The organism is Pseudomonas sp. GW822-FHT02E03 (assembly GCF_058802325.1).
Genome location: NZ_JBXAOA010000004.1, coordinates 211,916 through 228,648, shown reverse-complemented (window position 1 = coordinate 228,648; position 16,733 = coordinate 211,916). Strand labels below are relative to the sequence as shown.

The 16,733-nt window shown below is 58.4% G+C and carries 16 protein-coding genes; 11 read left to right on the top strand and 5 right to left on the bottom strand.

Features of this window, described 5'->3' with window-relative positions; genetic code table 11:
- Nucleotides 1-3 precede the first annotated feature (3 nt).
- A complete protein-coding gene (gene rfbA / locus AC1RQB_RS05245; RefSeq protein WP_063341622.1) occupies nucleotides 4-927 on the top strand; it encodes a glucose-1-phosphate thymidylyltransferase RfbA in 924 nt (307 codons plus the stop codon).
- Between the two features lie 48 nt (nucleotides 928-975).
- On the opposite strand, the gene AC1RQB_RS05240 is transcribed toward rfbA, so the two are convergent.
- Complete coding sequence (locus tag AC1RQB_RS05240; protein WP_008067491.1) at nucleotides 976-2,121, bottom strand: CE1758 family FMN-dependent luciferase-like monooxygenase; 1,146 nt, start codon at nucleotides 2,119-2,121, stop codon at nucleotides 976-978.
- A gap of 156 nt (nucleotides 2,122-2,277) precedes the next feature.
- On the opposite strand from AC1RQB_RS05240, the gene AC1RQB_RS05235 reads away from it, so the two are divergent.
- The 7 genes from AC1RQB_RS05235 to AC1RQB_RS05205 all read left to right on the top strand — a co-directional run bounded on the left by AC1RQB_RS05235 (nucleotide 2,278) and on the right by AC1RQB_RS05205 (nucleotide 11,402).
- Nucleotides 2,278-3,153 carry an NAD(P)-dependent oxidoreductase gene (locus AC1RQB_RS05235; RefSeq protein ID WP_063341621.1) on the top strand — a complete coding sequence of 292 codons (876 nt, stop codon included), beginning with the start codon at nucleotides 2,278-2,280 and terminating at the stop codon, nucleotides 3,151-3,153.
- Between the two features lie 220 nt (nucleotides 3,154-3,373).
- Complete coding sequence (locus AC1RQB_RS05230) at nucleotides 3,374-4,531, top strand: acyl-CoA dehydrogenase family protein (RefSeq protein ID WP_063341620.1); 1,158 nt, start codon at nucleotides 3,374-3,376, stop codon at nucleotides 4,529-4,531.
- A gap of 130 nt (nucleotides 4,532-4,661) precedes the next feature.
- Nucleotides 4,662-5,765 carry an efflux RND transporter periplasmic adaptor subunit gene (locus AC1RQB_RS05225; RefSeq protein WP_008067488.1) on the top strand — a complete coding sequence of 368 codons (1,104 nt, stop codon included), beginning with the start codon at nucleotides 4,662-4,664 and terminating at the stop codon, nucleotides 5,763-5,765.
- Nucleotides 5,762-8,839, top strand: coding sequence for a MexW/MexI family multidrug efflux RND transporter permease subunit (locus tag AC1RQB_RS05220; protein WP_063341619.1), 3,078 nt, complete (start codon nucleotides 5,762-5,764; stop codon nucleotides 8,837-8,839). Before AC1RQB_RS05225 ends, AC1RQB_RS05220 begins: the two co-directional genes overlap by 4 nt.
- 9 nt (nucleotides 8,840-8,848) lie before the next feature.
- A complete protein-coding gene (locus AC1RQB_RS05215; protein WP_063341618.1) occupies nucleotides 8,849-10,279 on the top strand; it encodes an efflux transporter outer membrane subunit in 1,431 nt (476 codons plus the stop codon).
- 149 nt (nucleotides 10,280-10,428) lie between these two features.
- Complete coding sequence (locus AC1RQB_RS05210) at nucleotides 10,429-10,791, top strand: ArsR/SmtB family transcription factor (RefSeq protein WP_008067485.1); 363 nt, start codon at nucleotides 10,429-10,431, stop codon at nucleotides 10,789-10,791.
- Between the two features lie 80 nt (nucleotides 10,792-10,871).
- Nucleotides 10,872-11,402, top strand: a complete 531-nt coding sequence (locus AC1RQB_RS05205; RefSeq protein ID WP_063341617.1) for a chorismate--pyruvate lyase family protein — start codon at nucleotides 10,872-10,874, stop codon at nucleotides 11,400-11,402.
- Nucleotides 11,403-11,540: 138 nt separating this feature from the next.
- Here the strand turns inward: AC1RQB_RS05205 and AC1RQB_RS05200 are convergent, their stop codons facing one another.
- From AC1RQB_RS05200 to AC1RQB_RS05190, 3 genes are all read right to left on the bottom strand, one after another.
- Complete coding sequence (locus AC1RQB_RS05200) at nucleotides 11,541-11,816, bottom strand: helix-turn-helix domain-containing protein (protein WP_063341616.1); 276 nt, start codon at nucleotides 11,814-11,816, stop codon at nucleotides 11,541-11,543.
- An 84-nt stretch (nucleotides 11,817-11,900) separates the two neighbouring features.
- On the bottom strand, nucleotides 11,901-12,407 hold the full coding sequence (locus AC1RQB_RS05195; protein WP_063341615.1) for a flavin reductase: 507 nt from the start codon (nucleotides 12,405-12,407) through the stop codon (nucleotides 11,901-11,903).
- Nucleotides 12,408-12,621: 214 nt separating this feature from the next.
- A complete protein-coding gene (locus tag AC1RQB_RS05190) occupies nucleotides 12,622-13,554 on the bottom strand; it encodes a LysR substrate-binding domain-containing protein (protein ID WP_063341614.1) in 933 nt (310 codons plus the stop codon).
- A 234-nt stretch (nucleotides 13,555-13,788) separates the two neighbouring features.
- Between AC1RQB_RS05190 and AC1RQB_RS05185 the strand changes: the two genes are divergently transcribed.
- Nucleotides 13,789-14,553, top strand: a complete 765-nt coding sequence (locus AC1RQB_RS05185; protein WP_063341612.1) for a sulfite exporter TauE/SafE family protein — start codon at nucleotides 13,789-13,791, stop codon at nucleotides 14,551-14,553.
- Here the strand turns inward: AC1RQB_RS05185 and AC1RQB_RS05180 are convergent.
- Nucleotides 14,543-14,857 carry a putative quinol monooxygenase gene (locus AC1RQB_RS05180; protein ID WP_063343899.1) on the bottom strand — a complete coding sequence of 105 codons (315 nt, stop codon included), beginning with the start codon at nucleotides 14,855-14,857 and terminating at the stop codon, nucleotides 14,543-14,545. The two genes, AC1RQB_RS05185 and AC1RQB_RS05180, sit on opposite strands and share 11 nt — an antisense overlap.
- A 162-nt stretch (nucleotides 14,858-15,019) precedes the next feature.
- Here AC1RQB_RS05180 and mdaB point away from each other — a divergent pair, with 162 nt between their 5' ends.
- Both mdaB and AC1RQB_RS05170 read left to right on the top strand, forming a co-directional pair.
- Nucleotides 15,020-15,610, top strand: a complete 591-nt coding sequence (mdaB, locus tag AC1RQB_RS05175) for an NADPH:quinone oxidoreductase MdaB (RefSeq protein WP_063341611.1) — start codon at nucleotides 15,020-15,022, stop codon at nucleotides 15,608-15,610.
- Nucleotides 15,611-15,682: 72 nt separating this feature from the next.
- Nucleotides 15,683-16,594, top strand: coding sequence for a LysR family transcriptional regulator (locus tag AC1RQB_RS05170; protein ID WP_063341610.1), 912 nt, complete (start codon nucleotides 15,683-15,685; stop codon nucleotides 16,592-16,594).
- Nucleotides 16,595-16,733: the final 139 nt, after the last annotated feature.

Here is a 16,733-nt window from a genome sequence, read left to right as displayed (position 1 = left end):
AGCATGGCCAAGTACAAAGGAATCTTATTGGCGGGTGGCGCGGGTTCACGGTTGCATCCTGTGACCCTGGGCGTTTCCAAACAGTCGCTGCCGGTGTACGACAAACCGATGATTTATTACCCGCTGTCGGTGTTGATGCTGGCGGATATTCGCGAAATTCTGATCATCTCCACCCCGGAAGATTTGCCGGGTTTCCAACGCATGCTCGGCGACGGCAGTCAGTTGGGCTTGAGCTTGAGTTACGCGGTACAACCGAGCCCGGACGGTTTGGCCCAAGCCTTCATCATCGGTCGCGAGTTTGTCGGCGAAGACAACGTATGCCTGGTGCTGGGCGATAACATTTTCTATGGCGCCGGTTTCGGTGACACGCTGCAGGAAGCGGCCAGCCGCGAGGAGGGTGCCACGGTGTTCGGCTATTACGTGGCCGACCCGGAGCGCTTCGGCGTCGTCGAGTTCGACGACACCGGCAAGGCTCTGAGCATCTGCGAAAAACCGACTCATCCGAAATCCAATTACGCGGTCACCGGGTTGTACTTCTACGACAACGACGTGCTGCAGATCGCCGCGGATATCAAGCCATCGCCACGGGGTGAGCTTGAAATCACCGACGTCAACAATGTCTACCTGGAACGCGGCAAGTTGAACGTCTCGGTGATGGGGCGCGGGTTGGCCTGGCTGGATACCGGGACTCACGACTCCTTGCTGGAAGCAGGAAATTTCGTGCATGCCATCGAGAAACGCCAGGGCCTGAAGATCGCTTGCCTGGAAGAGATTGCCTACAACAAAGGCTGGATCGACGATGCGCAACTGTTGGTGCTGGCAGGGAGCATGAGCAAGACCGGCTACGGTCAATACCTCGCCCGCCTGATCACCCATGACGTGCTCTCGGTCATGGATGCACGGCAACCGCTCAAAGGCGCGGCCTGACTCCATTCAATGGCCCACAGGTCGATCGTGGGCCATTGAAGTGGCGGTTTATCGTCCGGTGACCCTGTCGTGTTGCGGAGTCTTGAAGCCCGGTCGCGGTTCAAGCGGCGGCGTTTGCGTCGAACGCAAACGTGCCAGGCGACTGGCGTGGGTCGGTGGCTCGGCGGCTAACGGTGAACGACGCTTGCGGGTCTCTTCGCGCAATACCGGCAGTACTTCCTTGCCGAACATGTCGAGTTGTTCCAGCACGGTTTTTAAAGGAATGCCGCCATGGTCGAAGAGAAACAGCTGTCGCTGGTAGTCGCCGAAGTGCTCGCGGAACGTCAGGGTCTTGTCGATGATTTCCTGGGGGCTGCCCACGGACAACGGGGTCATCTCCATGAACTCCTCAAGGGAAGGACCATGACCGTAGACCGGTGCGTTGTCGAAGTAAGGGCGGAATTCCCGTCGTGCGTCCTGGGAGTTGCGGCGCATGAAAATATGCCCGCCCAGGCCGACGATGGCCTGTTCCGGCGTGCCATGCCCGTAGTGCGCAAATCGCTCACGATAAAACTCCACCAGGGCAATGAAGTGCTCGCGGGGCCAGAGGATATGGCTGGCAAAAAAACCATCGCCGTAATACGCCGCTTGCTCGGCGATTTCCGGGGTACGAATCGAGCCATGCCAGACAAAGGGCGGCACATCATCCAATGGTCTTGGAATGGAGGTGAAATTCTTCAAAGGGGTGCGAAAGCGACCGCTCCAGTTGATGTCCTCTTCGCGCCAGAGCCGGTGCAGCAATCGATAATTTTCCATCGCCAGCGGCAGGCCGTCGACGATACTTTTGCCGAACCAGGGGTAGACCGGTGCGGTATTTCCCCGGCCAAGCATCAAGTCCATGCGGCCGCCTGCCAGGTGTTGCAGCAACGAGTATTCCTCGGCCAGCCGCACCGGGTCGTTGGTGGTAATGAGGGTGGTGGACGTCGACAAAATGATGCGCTGGGTTTTCGCTGCGATGTACGCCAGCAACGTGGTGGGGGAGGACGTGATGAACGGCGGATTGTGGTGCTCGCCCGTGGCGAACACATCCAGGCCGATGTCTTCGGCTTTTTGCGCGATTTGCAGGGTGGCCTGAATGCGCTGAGATTCACTTGGGGTACTGGCGTTGGTCGGGTCTTGTGTGACGTCGCCAACGGTGTAGATCCCGAATTGCATAAAGCCTCCTTGCCTTGTGTGTAGGTGTGTTTGAAGCCGGTGTCTCGAGGTTAAATAAACGAGGCACTTGAAATGTACGCCTGTACACGTACAATCGCAATTCTGGATCGACGTCCCACGGACATTTCGAACAGCTGACAAGGACGGGAGCAGAGCATGGAGCTGGGATTTATTGGTTTGGGCACGATGGGCGTGCCGATGGTGCTGAACCTGTTAAAGGCCGGTCATCGGGTCAAAGTGTGGAATCGATCGTCGGCACCGCTGGATGAATTGGCGCGTGCCGGTGCTCAGCCCGTCGATAGTCCGGCACTCGCTGCACAGGCCGAGGTGTTGATCTCGATGTTGGGCGATGACGTCGCCATCCGCTCGGTGTTCATCGACGGCAAAGGGCTGGATGGCCTTGCCGCGGGGAGTGTTCACGTGAATATGTCCACAGTGTCGGTCGCGCTGGCCAAGGAGTTTGCGGCGCTGCATACCGAGCGTGATGTGGCGTATGTCTCTGCGCCGGTGCTGGGACGGGTGGACGTGGCCGCGGCCGGTAATTTGAACATCCTCGCCTCTGGTCCTGCGCAAGCACTGGCCCGTGTTCAGCCGTTGTTCGATGTGTTGGGACGCAAGACCTGGCCATTCGGGGAATGCGCGGAGCTGGCGTGCGTGGCCAAACTGTCGGCCAACCTGATGATTGCGTCGGCGATCGAGTCCATGGCGCAAGCGTCCACTCTGGCCAGCAGCTATGGCATCAGCCGCGCGACGTTCATTGAAATGATCACCTCGACGCTGTTTCCCGTGCCGGTTTATCAAGGCTACGGGCAACTGATGATCGATAAACATTTTGAGCCGGCGGGCTTCAAGCTGTCCCTGGGTCTGAAGGATATTCGCCTGGCCCTGGAGGCAGGCGAAGCGGCGCAGGTGCCATTGCCGTTTGCCAGTGTGTTGAAAGACAACCTGCTGGACGGAATGGCCCATGGTCAGGGCGATCAGGACTGGGCATCGTTGTCGGAGGTGAGTGCACGACGCGCCGGCTCACGCTAATACTCGAAAGTTAAAAAAGGCGTAACTTCTATGGAAGTTCGGTAGTGTCTTTTTGTCTGGAGTTTTTCATTAAGCTGGACGGGATTTTTCCTAAAAGAAAACCTAACTAACGCTTGCCAATGTACGACTGTAGACGTACATTTTTGTCGGGTTCAAAAATAATAAAGATTCATCTGTTCTTCGTCTGCTGATCGTTAATAAATAATAGCTAGGAGCCGTTATGAAAAATCTTATGCAATGGAACAATCTTCCCACTGAGTCCAATGAATGGCTTGAGAAGGTGCGTGCGCTGAACCCGTTGATCATCAGGCACAGGGATTACAGCGAGCAGACGAATGCGACTCACAAGGATGTAATGTCTGAGCTCTTCAAGGAGGGTTTCGGCAGAACGTCGGTGTCCAGGGCGTTTGGTGGTTCGCAAGTGGATATCCAGACGACCTCCGCCATGCTGCTCGAATTTGCCCGTCATGATGCCTCGGTGTCTTGGCAATTGGCGGTGCAAGTGGCAATGGGTCGACTCTCCGACTACTTGCCGGAGCAGACCTCCGAAGCGATCTACAGCACTTGCACGGGTTTTGTGATTGGTGCGATTCACTCTGGCGGTGAGGCAGTGCCGGTCGGCGACGATTACCTGCTGAGCGGCAAATGGGCTTTCGCCAGCGGTTCGGCCTATGCCGACTGGCTGGTATGCACCGCCACGGTGAAAGGCCCGGCCGACGGTTCGGCCCCTGAAGTGCGGATGTTTTTTGTTCCGGCGTCTCAATGCAAGATCAACCACACCTGGGACACGCTGGGCATGCGCGGCACGGGTAGCCACCATTTCGAGTGTGAGCAAGTGCTGGTCAACAAGGCGTTCTCCCTGGATGTCGAGACGTTGAAGAAGTCCCCGCAAATCCGTAGTTCGCGGGCGTACGCCACCGGTTATTACGAATTCGGTACCCTGGCGGCGATGTCCACCGTGCTGGGCGTTGCTCGTGCAGCGGTCGATCATTTCCGTAACGATCGTGCGGTGAACACCGATCCTGGCCTGGAAGGGGTGATCTTCGAGAAAACCGGTCGGGCCATTTCGTCGGTGCACACGGCTCAGTTGCTGCTCGAAGATGCGATCTGCCAGGTCATCAACCGTGGTGAGACCATCGGTGATCCGGTCAGTGCCCGGGTCGGGCTGGCGGCCTCGGTGCTCACTGAAAACTCGGTAAACGCTGTGAATCAGATTTACGCGCTCGCCGGTTCCAAAGCGGTTTACAAGTCCCACTTCCTGGAACGCTGTTTCCGCGACATTCATACCGGTTCAAAGCACTTTACTTTGTCGCCTTTGAACTTGCACGGTATCGGCAAGTTTTACCTGGATAAGACCAATGCGCTCGCGGCAGCGTAAACGGTTATAAATAAATCCGGCGTGTCATGAGTGATTAATCACAGGGATTAATGACGCGTCGGGTTTGTGCCGCCTCTTTTATTAATTCTTGAACTTTTGCGCTCGCAGTAGAGAGTCAAGGGAGTGCCACATGCTTGCTCGAAATAAAGTTAAATCACTGGTGTTTGTTCTGCTGGTTATTATTATTGGCAGTGCTTTCGGTTGGCGTTTCTGGTGGCCCGCCCCGGTCTCGGCCGAACAACGGATACCCAGTACCAAGGTCGGTTTGGCGCAGGTCAAGAAGCAGCCCTACACCTATTACCTGGAAGCCATCGGCAAGCTTGAGGCTCAGCGCCAGGTGCTGGTGTCGGCTGAAGTCAGTGGCAAGGTCGTGGACATCGACTTTGAGTCCGGTGATCAAGTGGCGGCGGGGCAGGTTCTGCTCACGCTCAACGACGCACCGGAGCAAGGTGAACTGGTTCGCCTGAAGGGCGAGTTCGAATCGGCCAAGGCGCAATTCGCCCGGGTGCAGGAACTGGCGAAAACCGGTGCCGAGAGCCGTCGGGCCTTTGACAGTGCCCGCGCTCAATATGACGCGGCCAAAGGCGACATGGAGCGCATGCAGGCGCAAATCGCCCAGCGTCATATTCGTGCGCCGTTCGCTGGCACCCTGGGGATTCGTCAGGCGCATCTGGGTCAATACCTGGAGGCCGGCGGCGCTGTCGCGACCCTGACCGACCCCGGTGTGCTGCGGGTCAACTTTACCCTGGCCGAGCGCGATGGCTCCCGCGTACAGCTCGGCCAAACCGTGCAGGCGAAAGTCGATGCCTGGGCGGATGTGAAGTTTCAGGGAAAGATTGTGGCGGTCGATCCACAGATCAATCAGTCCCACACCATCAACGTCCAGGCGGTGATCACTGACACGAAAAAACTGCTGCGCCCAGGCATGTATGCCCGGGTCTCGGTCACGTTGCCGCAGACTTCCGAGCTGGTGATTCCGGAGACGGCCATCACCTACAACGCCTACGGCGAAAGCGTCTTCTCCGTGTACACGGATGACTTGGGGGTGCAGAAGGTCAAGCGCGAGAGCATCAAAGTCGGTGAGCGCCGCGATGGCTGGGCGGTTGTCGACAAAGGTTTGAACGAAGGCGTGCAGGTGGTGACTTCCGGTCAGTTGAAACTCCATGACGGAGTGGCTGTGGAAGGTGTGCCGGACACGGTTGGCCTTAACCTCACCACTGGGTTGGAAAAATGAAATTCACCGACATCTTTCTCCGCCGCCCCGTGCTCGCAGTGGTGGTCAGTACGCTGATCCTGCTGTTCGGCGTGCGTGCGTTGCTGAACCTGCCGATCCGCCAGTATCCGATGCTGGAAACTTCGACCATCACGGTCACCACTCAATACCCGGGCGCCTCGTCGGAGTTGATGCAGGGCTTTGTGACACAACCGATCAGCCAGGCGGTGGCCTCGGTGGAGGGCATCGATTACCTGTCTTCGGCGTCGACCCAGGGCCGTAGCCAAGTGACGATCCGGATGGCACTCAACAGTGATTCCATCTCCGCGCTGACCGAGGTCATGGCCAAGGTCAATCAGATCAAATACCGCTTGCCCAAGGATGCCTATGACCCGGTGGTGGAACGCACCTCGGGTGGTTTTACCAGTGTGGCGTACGTGGCGTTCGCCAGTTCCAACCTGACCATTCCGGAGATGTCCGATTACATTTCCCGTGTCGTCGAACCGATGTTCGCCGGCATCGAAGGCGTGGCCAAAATCAACATCATGGGCGAGCAGAAACTCTCCATGCGCCTGTGGCTGGATCCGCAACGCCTGGCGGGCTATGGAATGACCGGCCAGGACGTGTCGAAGGCGATCGAAGGCAACAACTTCCAGGCCGCCCCGGGGCAGGTCAAGGGCTTGTATGTGGTCAGCAACTTGCGGGTCAACACCGACCTGAACAGTGTTGAAGATTTCCGCGACATGGTGCTGCGCAACGACAATGGCCGCATCATCCGCGTGCGGGATGTCGGGACTGTCGAGCTCAATGCCGCTTCAACCGATACCAGTGGTTCGATGAGTGATGTGCCGGCGCTGTTCCTCGGCCTGGACGCCGCACCGACCGGCAACCCGCTGGTGATCGTCAAGCGCGTACGGGAACTGTTGCCGCAGATCCAGGAAACTCTGCCGCCGGGTGTGACGGTACAAATTCCGTTCGAAGTGGCGCACTTCATTCAATCCTCGATTGATGAAGTGTCTTACACGCTGTTGGAAGCTTTGGTGATCGTGGTCCTGGTGATTTACCTGTGCCTGGGTACGTTCCGCACCGTGCTGATTCCGTTGGTGACCATTCCGCTGTCGATGCTCGGCGCCGCGATGTTGATGCAGATGTTCGGCTTCAGTCTGAACCTGCTGACGTTGCTGGCGATGGTTCTGGCCATCGGCCTGGTGGTGGACGATGCGATCGTAGTGGTGGAGAACGTGCACCGCCACATCGAGGAAGGCAAATCCCCATTCGATGCGGCGTTGATCGGTGCTCGGGAAGTGGCCGGGCCGGTGGTCGCGATGACGTTCACCCTGGCGGCGGTGTACGCGCCTATCGGTTTGATGGGAGGGCTGACCGGCACACTGTTCAAGGAGTTCGCGCTGACCCTGGCAGGGGCCGTGGTTATCTCCGGCATCGTTGCGTTGACGTTGTCGCCGATCATGAGCACCCGTCTGCTGGACGCCAAAAGCAGCGAAGGCTTCATGGCCGTCAAGGCCGACCGTTTCTTCCAGTACCTGGCCAGTCGCTATGGCGCGTTGCTGGGCGGCTCGCTTGCACGGCGCTGGATCAGCCTCAGCGTGGCTTTGGTGATCTTTTTCAGCCTGCCGTTTCTGTACCGCTCGGCACAAACCGAACTGGCGCCGCTGGAAGATCAGAACATTCTGCTGACGGCCATCAAGGCACCGCAGCATGCCAACCTCAATTATCTTGAAGCGTACGCTCACAAGCTCTACGAGACGTTCAACCAGATTCCCGAGGGCTACAGCAACTGGGTGGCCAACGGTTCCGATGGGCTATCCAACAGCGTCGGCGGGATCAACCTGGTGGACTGGGACAAGCGTGGTCGCGACGCCAACACGATCCAGCCCGATTTGCAGGCGCGGGTCAACGAGATCGAAGGCACCAGCATCTTCGTGTTCCAGATGCCGCCCTTGCCGGGTTCCACCGGTGGGTTACCGGTGCAAATGGTGATCCGCAGTGATCAGGATTACCTGGCGTTGTTCAACGTGATGGATCAGCTCAAGCAGGCAGCCCAAGCCAGCGGTTTGTTTGCCGTGGTCGACAGCGACCTGGACTTCAATAACCCGGTGGTGGAAATCCAGATCGATCGCGCCAAGGCCAACGCCCTGGGCATTCGCATGCAGGATATCGGTGAGACCCTCAACAGTTTGATCGGTGAGAAATACGTCAATCGGTTCTCCTTTCACGGTCGCTCCTACGACGTGATTCCGCAGTCGATTTCCTCGGACCGGCTCACCCCTGAAACCCTCAAGCTGTATTACGTAAAAGACCAGAAGGGCAATCCGGTGCCGTTATCGACACTGGCCACGCTCAGCATGAAAGTCGAGCCCAATCGCTTGACCCAGTTCAACCAGCAGAACTCCGCCACGTTCCAGGCCATTCCGGCACCGGGCGTGACCCTGGGCGATGCCGTGGGGTTCCTGCAAAAGCAATCGGAAGGGTTCCCGGCCGGCTTCAGTTTCGACTGGCAGTCCGACGCCCGGCAGTACGTGCAGGAAGGCAACAGCCTGGCGTTCACCTTCGGTCTGGCGCTGGTGATCATTTACCTGGTGCTGAGCGTGCAATACGAGAGCTTCCGCGATCCGTTCATCATTCTGATCAGCGTACCGCTGTCGATTTGTGGGGCGCTGGTACCGCTGGCGCTGGGGATGACCTCGCTGAACATCTACACGCAAATCGGCCTCATCACCTTGATCGGATTGATCAGTAAGCACGGCATTCTGATGGTCGCGTTCGCCAATGAATTGCAGCGCAAGCAAGGCATGGACCGGGTGCAGGCGATTCAACATGCCGCGCAGGTTCGCCTGCGGCCGATTCTCATGACCACTGCTGCGATGGTGGTGGGGCTTGCTCCCCTGTTGTTCGCCAGCGGTGCCGGCGCCAACAGCCGCTTCGGGCTGGGCCTGGTGATTGTGGTGGGCATGCTGATCGGTACGCTGTTCACGCTGTTTATCCTGCCCTCGGTTTACACCTTGTTGAGCTCGATCAAACAGCCAGCCCACGCGCCTGAAGCCACTGTGGTCAGTGCGCTGCAACCCATCATGTGAGGATGTTGTATGTATCGGATTACGCGCTTGATGCTGGCGCCGCTGGCTGTTTCCATCGCATTGGCGGCAGGCTGTGTGAACTATGCCGGGATCGATCATCAGGGCAGCTTGTTGTCGGTTGACGATCTGCACTCCAAAACGCTGCAAGACACACTGCCGCCCGCCAACTGGCCTCGTGCCGACTGGTGGACGTCTTTGGGTGACCCGCGACTGGGCGCATTGATCGAAGAGGCCTATGCCAGCAACCCGGACCTGCAGGAAGTGTCGGCACGGGTCGCCAAGGCCAATGCATTTCTGGATTTGCGCGAGGCCGAGCGCTACCCCGAAGTCAATGCTTCGGCGGGCGTCACCCGTGCCCGACTGTCCCGGTATGAGGACTACAGCGGAGAGGGCCGGAACTACGTCACCGCCCGATCGCTTGCGGTCAATTTCAACTACACCTTTGACCTGTGGGGTGGACAGCGGGCAGCCTGGGAATCGGCACTCAACAGTGCCATGGCGGCCGAAGTCGACTTGCAATCGTCGAGGCTGATTCTGACGGTCAACGTGGTCAAGGCCTACAACCAACTGGCCTACGCCTGGCAGGTGTCGGAGCTCAATCGGCGGGATCTCGCGCGGTTGAGCAAACTGGTGGAACTCTCGGGCTCACGCTATGACTCGGGGCTGGATAACCTGTCGCAGTTGAAGCAGGTGCAAAGCCTCAAGGCGCGCTCGGAGTCGACCTTGATCGGCGCGCTGGATGACATCGAAATCGCCCGGTTGCAACTGTCGGCCTTGGTCGGCAAGGGCGTGGATCGCGCGCAAAGCATCGACCGTCCTTCAAGCCTGCAAGCCAGTGTGGTGGCGCTGCCCGCTCAGTTGCCGGCGCAACTGGTCGGGCGTCGGCCAGATATCGTGGCGGCGCGCTGGCGGGTCGAAGCCGAGAACAAAAATATCGATGCGCTCAAGACTACGTTTTATCCCAACATCAACCTGGTGGCCTCGGCGGGGACTCACGCTTTGTCCGGGGATGCATTGCTGGCCAGCGTCAGCAAGTTCTGGAACATCGCCCCGGCCGTTTCCCTGCCGATTTTCGATGCCGGGCGCTTGCGCTCCGACCTCAAGGCCGGCAATGCCGAACTGGATATTTCGATTGCTCACTACAACCAGGTACTGACCTCGGCCCTGCATGAAGTGGCGATTTCGGTCACGCAACTGCGCTCTTTCGAACAGCAGATTGCAGTGCAGCAAGAGGCCTGTGCCATTGCCCAGTCGTCCTACGATCTTTCTCAGTCCCGGTACAAGGCCGGTGAAGATACGTTCCTGGATGCGTTAAACATTGAGCAACAATTGATTCAGGACGAGATGCGCCTGGCCTTCCTCAACAGCAAACACATCGACAGTTCGATTTCGTTGATGGCGGCCTTGGGCGGCGGCTTCCAGGAGCGTGAAGTGCAGTAAAAACCAACGGGGGGATTGCAGGGTTCAAGGTGCTGTAGTGCCCGGGGTGGTTATCGCGGGGGTGTACTTTTTGTGTATAGTTTTACTGTTCTCGTATAGACGAATCCTAGTAAGACACCTCCCGCCTATATCATCAAAGGTACCTACCTATGAACGTTGCAAATCACCCTAATCAGGACCAGATCTTATTAGAGAATGTTCTGTCCGCACTGGGTAGCCCGTTGCGCCTGACCGTATTGAAGGTGTTGGCCGATGGCCAGGAGCACCCGTGCGGGCGGATTCTCAAAGGGGCGTCGAAATCGACAATGACGCATCACTGGCGGGTCCTGCGTGACAGCGGTCTGATTTGGCAACGGCCATATGGTCGGGAAAACCTGTTGTCTCTGCGCCGCGAAGACATGGACCAGCGTTTTCCAGGGCTGCTCGATTCACTGCTCACAGCGGTCAAGTTCGATGAGCAAACCGTCGAAGTGATCAGCAAGCATGAAGTGAACGAAGACGCCGAGGCTTGAGTTTCAGGAGTACACGGCAAGTGAAGGGCAGAGCCCTTCACTGCAACCATTGAGTTCACGATCACCAGGGAGGTGAGAGTATGGGGACAAGTCATTATTGGTCGTCGCGACCGTTGTCGGAATTAACTGATCCCGAACATCACTGGCTGTTTTTACCGGGCGCGTTGACCCCTCGTTTGAAGGCGATGGGCAATTACTCCATCGAAGTGATCGAGCAGTCCCACGGGCCGCTCAACCCTGACGAGGCAGAGGCTTTGGACGTGCCGGCGGCGTCGACCGGTTGGGTGCGTGAAGTGGTCATGAAGCTCGATGGTGAACCCTGTGTCACGGCGCGCAGCCTGACCAGCGTACCGGCCCTGAGCGCCGATTGGTCGGAGCTGAACGAATACGGTGGCCGGCCATTGGCCGAGATCCTCTATACGTCGGACCAAACCCTGCGTGAACCCTTCCAGTGCACTTTGCTGTCCCCCGGCGCGCCGCTGGCAGCGCTGTCCTATCGTTTCGCCCCTCAGGCCAAACGATTGCTGGCCAGGCGCTCGCGCTTCACGCGCAACGGCTCTGCCTTGCTGGTCAGTGAGTGCTTTCTACCGGCCTTTTGGGCGCGGGTTTAGTCAGGATCAGGCTCGGCAATCGAGCTGAAGTCACGCATCTTCCGATCCCTTATTTTTTCATATCCTCTCAGCGTTCGACCGTTGAGTCCGGAACAACCCCTGATCGTTCATCCGACCAAGGGGTTTTGGCGTTCTTTGTCAGCGGCAAATCACCGCTTCTATTTGACTGATCGCCGGGGTGAGGGCCAGCGCCAGTTTTTCTGCTTTCGAGGTGGGGCGCATGGTATTGGAGGTGCGCAGGAACAACGGGTCATCGAACTTTTTGCGCAAGCGCGATAACGATCCGCTGATGGCGGGTTGTTTGACATGCAGGCGTTCAGCCGTGCGGGTAACACTTCGCTCCCGGAACAACACCAGAAAAGTAATGATCAAGTTAAGGTCTATATCCGCGAAGTTTTCTTCATTGAATAACATGTTCTCATCCCTGTGATGACCCGGTATTGGACAGGCCGACGTCCAGGCACACGACGGCTGTCATCAATGCCGGGCAGGCAGCGGTTACTGATCGGGCGCCAATCGCAGTTCGTCGTTGAGGCGGTAGTAATTGCGATTGAAGTAGACCAGGCCTTCCTTGGCCTCGCTGTGTTTGAGCTTGAGAATTTCACAGTAAAAAATGCTGTGAGTACCCACTTCGTCAATCTTGCTGATGCGGCAGTCGAGATTGACCAGCGCTTCATCGATGGCTGGCGAACCGGTCACCAGGGTTTCGCAGTTCACACTGGAAAAGCGTTCCTGCATGGACAGATGACGATTGGCGAACGCCCCGGATGTTGATTGATGATTTCCCGTCAGCACATTCACACAGAGCACCCCATTGGTTTTGAAATGCTCATGATTGGACGAGGAGCGGTTCACGCAGACCAGCAGTGTGGGCGGTGAGTCCGTCACGCTGCACACCGCCGAAGCGGTAAAGCCAAAACGGCCCGCGGGGCCATCCGTTGTCACAATGGTGACCGCACTTCCCAGCATCGCCATCGCATTACGAAACTCAGTTGAATCAACCATAGCGTCCCCTCATTCCTTGTAGGTTATTGGAGCTGATCCGTTCTTCCTTGCCCGCCGTCGCCGCAGGGTGGCGGGTACTGAACGACACGTTCGGCTTCGAAGCTATAGTACGTATGTAGTCGTACCATGCAAGCTATTCCTTATGCTTATTTTTTCTGAAAAGGGGCGTGCATGAGCGCGTCTTCAAGGCCCCTCTAACGGGCGGTTTGCTGGCTCATCGTAACTGTCCCTGAAGATGAAACTTCAAGGGTAAAGCCTGCCCCTCAGGGGAGGTCAAGGCGTTCAGCAAGGCCTGGGCATAACCGGGTAGCACGGCGAAGTCCCGGGCGCACAGCAACAGTTTGCGTCGCGCCCACGGCTCTTTCAGTTCGATGCTTTTGAACGGTGTTTCAGTCGGCCAGCGTTCGACCGCCGCCAAGGGCACGATCGCCAGCCCGGCACCTCGGGCGACCATGCGCATCACGCCATCGAAGCCATCGGCACGAATGCGGACCTGCATCCGTAAGCCGCTGTGCAGGGCTTGTTCTTCCAGGTACACGGCCAAGGCGCTGTTGGCGTTCAGGCCGACGTAATCATGGCGCAAGGTGGCGCTGAAACTTAATGGTTCGCTGTCGGCCAAGGGATGATCCCGTGGCAGGATCAGCACCAGTGGGTCGTCACGGAAATAGCGGGTCTGAAGGCCGTCGGCATCCACGGCGTCGGACACGATGCCCAGGTCCGCCGCACCTTGGCGCAAGGCGTGGGTGATGCGCGCGCTGGGCAACTCTTGGAGGTCGATGTCGAGGTTCGGATGGTCGCGCAGAAAGTCTGCCAGCAACTCCGGCAGGTACTCGGTGATCGCTGTGGTATTGCACAACAACCGCACCTGGCCTTTGACCCCTTTGGCGTATTCGGCCAGGTCCTGCTGCATGCGCTCGGCCTGTTGCAAAAGAACTCGGGCGTGCTGCGCCAGGGCCCGGCCGGCAGGCGTCGGGCTGACACCGCGGCGACCTCGCTCTAGAAACTCGATGCCCAGTGAAGCTTCCATGGCGCGGATTCGCGCACTCGCCGCCGCCAGTGACAGATGGCTGCGGGCGGCGCCGGCGGTGATGTTGCCGGTGTCGAGGATGTTCAGGTAGAGGCGCAGGTCGGTCAGGTCGAAGTGCATCGTTACAGCCTCGGGAGGTTGGTTGTCTGGGCGGACGCTTTCGCGAGCAAGCCCGCTCCCACAATGGATCTCGGGTGTTCCGACTTCTTGTGTCCGCATTCGATCCCTGTGGGAGCGGGCTTGCCCGCGAAGACGTCATCAGCCGCAACGAAAACTTTAGCCTCTACCAAATCAAGAGGCAGCCTCAGTATATGGCAGATTTTCAAGGCAACCTTCAGGGCTCAGCATAGCCCCATGAATACACTCGCCGCGTTCTACCAGAATCTGGGTCTGGCCCTGTCTTTATTGGTTATCACCACCTTCCTGCTGGCCGGGATGATCAAAGGCGTGATCGGCCTCGGCCTGCCGACCATCGCCATGGGCTTGCTCGGTCTGGCTATGGCACCGTCGCAGGCTGCGGCGTTGCTGATTATTCCCGCGACGCTGACCAACGTCTGGCAACTGGCATTCGGCGGTCATTTGCGCGGGCTGTTGAACCGGTTGTGGCCGATGCTGCTGGCGATTTTCATCGGCACGGGTGCCGGTACTCTGTGGATCGGCATGGCCGGTGGACACTGGGTTGTGCGGGGGCTGGGGGCGGCATTGTTGATATACGCCTTGAGCGGGTTGTTCCTGCCGACCTTGCGCGTCGGCGGTCGCACCGCGCGTTGGCTCGGTCCGCTCTGCGGTGTGCTGACGGGCGTCATCACTTCGGCCACCGGCGTCTTCGTGATTCCGGCGGTGCCTTATCTGCAAGCGCTGGGCTTGAGCAAGGATGAACTGGTGCAGGCGCTGGGCCTGTCATTCACCGTCTCGACCCTCGCGTTGGCCGCCGGGCTGTTATGGCGCGGCGCCCTCGGCGGAGGCGAGTTGAGTGCATCGCTGCTGGCGCTGATTCCGGCAGTGCTCGGCATGTTGCTGGGGCAATGGCTGCGCCAGCGGATCAGCGCCGTGTTGTTCAAGCGCGTATTCTTCATCGGCCTTGGTATGCTCGGTGGCCACTTGCTGATCAGCGGCTAGCGGACGACGCGCTGAGCATCTCGATCGGCCGGATATCGAAATCCCGTTCCAGAAACTCCATGCGCTGGTCGAGGAACTGCTTCATGTGCGGCAGGTTCGAGTGCGTATCCAGATGAGCCTGGGATTGCCAGATCTCGTAGAAGATAAACAGCGTCGGGTCCTGTTTGTCGCGCAGCATGTGGTACTCGATGCAACCGGGTTCGGCGCGACTTGGTTCGACATAAGCACGGAACAACGCTTCGAAGGCCGCGGATTTTTCCGGGCGGGTCTTGGCGTGCAGGATGAAGCCATGCAGTTCGCTCATCAGGTTTTCCTTGAAAGTCAGAATCGGCACAAGTTTATGGCAATAATCGCCTGCCGATTCGTGCGTATTGGTCAAATGAATTTTGCTGAATGAGGGCTTATTCCACGCGAGGTCGATCGCTACTCTGCCGCCATCGAATTTCAACCTTGCGAGATTTCTCCCATGAAAAAAGTCCTGTTGCTCAATGGCGGCAAAAAATTTGCCCACTCCGATGGCCGCTACAACACGACGTTGCATGAAGCGGCGCTGAGCGTGCTGGATCGCGGCGGTGTGGATGTAAAAGCCACGTTTATCGACGAGGGGTACGACGTCGCGGAGGAAGTCGCCAAATTCCTCTGGGCCGACGTGATCATTTATCAGATGCCCGGTTGGTGGATGGGCGCCCCCTGGACCGTCAAGAAGTACGTCGATGAAGTCTTCACCGAAGGCCACGGCAGCCTTTACGCCAGCGATGGCCGCACGCGTTCCGACGCGTCGCAGAAGTACGGCAGCGGCGGTTTGTTGCACGGTAAAAAATATATGCTGTCGCTGACCTGGAACGCGCCGCAACAAGCCTTCGACGACCCGACCGACTTCTTCGAAGCCAAAGGCGTGGATGCGGTGTACTTCCCGTTCCACAAGGCCAATACCTTCCTTGGCATGACCGGTTTGCCTACCTTTCTGTGCGTCGATGTAATGAAGCGCCCGAACATCGAAGCCGATGTGGCGCGCTATGAGCAGCACTTGAGCGAGGTGTTTGGCTTACCGGCCTGAGTTTTCCGGCTAGTATCCGTCGCAAAGGCAGGAAAGATCGCAGGCCACGCCGATTAGCGAATGAGGACACACGTGAAAGCCAGATCCGATGAGTTGCAGATTTTCGTCTGCGTGATTGAGTGCGGGTCGATTTCAGCTGCGGCCGAACAGGTCGGGCAAACGCCGTCGGCGGTCAGCCGCACGCTGTCGCGACTGGAGGCCAAGCTCGATACCACGCTGATCAACCGCACCACGCGACGCATGGACCTGACCGAGGAGGGCAAGTACTTCTTCGAGCACGCCAAGCTGATTCTCGATCAAATGGACGAGCTCGAAGAGCGCCTGTCCTCACGCCAGCAAACCCCCTCCGGACGTCTGCGAATCAATGCTGCCTCGCCATTCATGCTGCACGCCATCGTGCCGTACATCGATGAGTTCCGCCGTCTCTACCCGGACATCCAGCTCGAACTCAACAGCAATGACCTGATCATCGACCTGCTCGAACAAAGCACCGACATCGCCATCCGCATCGGCACGCTGGCCGACTCGACCTTGCACGCCCGCTCCCTGGGTTGCAGCCCGCTGCACATCGTCGCCAGCCCGGCTTATCTGGAACAACACGGCATACCGAGCGCTGTCGAGGATTTGACCGAGCACAAGCTGCTGGGCTTTACCCACAATGAAGGCCTCAACCAATGGCCATTGCGCTATGTCCACGGTGATCGCTGGCCGATCCAGGCGTCGATCAATGCGTCCAGCGGCGAGACGATCCGGCACCTGGCGCTGGCAGGGCAGGGCATCGCCTGCCTGTCGCACTTCATGACCATCGACGACATCCGCGCCGGTCGCTTGCAGGTGCTGCTGGCGGAATTCAACAGCGGATATCGCCAACCGATCAACGCGGTGTACTACCGCAACTCGCAACTCGCCCTGCGGATTCAGTGCTTCCTGGACTTCATCCAGGGCAAATTGGCGGCTTACGCGATTGCGGATTTCAAGGGCTGATTCGGAGATTGCGTCATCGTTCTTCGCGAGCGAGCCCGCTCCCACAGTGGACTTGCGTCGATTCACGATGATGGGAACGACACAGGGCCCATGTGGGAGCGGGCTTGCTCGCGAAAGCGTTTCCGGCGCCCCATTCACT

Coding starts and splice junctions, on each gene's coding strand:
- AC1RQB_RS05210 (WP_008067485.1), top strand. CDS start 10,429: ATGAACGTTGCAAATCACCCTAATCAGGACCAGATCTTATTAGAGAAT.
- AC1RQB_RS05205 (WP_063341617.1), top strand. CDS start 10,872: ATGGGGACAAGTCATTATTGGTCGTCGCGACCGTTGTCGGAATTAACT.
- AC1RQB_RS05230 (WP_063341620.1), top strand. CDS start 3,374: ATGAAAAATCTTATGCAATGGAACAATCTTCCCACTGAGTCCAATGAA.
- mdaB (WP_063341611.1), top strand. CDS start 15,020: ATGAAAAAAGTCCTGTTGCTCAATGGCGGCAAAAAATTTGCCCACTCC.
- AC1RQB_RS05200 (WP_063341616.1), bottom strand. CDS start 11,816: ATGTTATTCAATGAAGAAAACTTCGCGGATATAGACCTTAACTTGATC.
- AC1RQB_RS05190 (WP_063341614.1), bottom strand. CDS start 13,554: ATGCACTTCGACCTGACCGACCTGCGCCTCTACCTGAACATCCTCGAC.
- AC1RQB_RS05215 (WP_063341618.1), top strand. CDS start 8,849: ATGTATCGGATTACGCGCTTGATGCTGGCGCCGCTGGCTGTTTCCATC.
- AC1RQB_RS05180 (WP_063343899.1), bottom strand. CDS start 14,857: ATGAGCGAACTGCATGGCTTCATCCTGCACGCCAAGACCCGCCCGGAA.
- AC1RQB_RS05220 (WP_063341619.1), top strand. CDS start 5,762: ATGAAATTCACCGACATCTTTCTCCGCCGCCCCGTGCTCGCAGTGGTG.
- rfbA (WP_063341622.1), top strand. CDS start 4: ATGGCCAAGTACAAAGGAATCTTATTGGCGGGTGGCGCGGGTTCACGG.
- AC1RQB_RS05195 (WP_063341615.1), bottom strand. CDS start 12,407: ATGGTTGATTCAACTGAGTTTCGTAATGCGATGGCGATGCTGGGAAGT.
- AC1RQB_RS05240 (WP_008067491.1), bottom strand. CDS start 2,121: ATGCAATTCGGGATCTACACCGTTGGCGACGTCACACAAGACCCGACC.
- AC1RQB_RS05235 (WP_063341621.1), top strand. CDS start 2,278: ATGGAGCTGGGATTTATTGGTTTGGGCACGATGGGCGTGCCGATGGTG.
- AC1RQB_RS05225 (WP_008067488.1), top strand. CDS start 4,662: ATGCTTGCTCGAAATAAAGTTAAATCACTGGTGTTTGTTCTGCTGGTT.
- AC1RQB_RS05185 (WP_063341612.1), top strand. CDS start 13,789: ATGAATACACTCGCCGCGTTCTACCAGAATCTGGGTCTGGCCCTGTCT.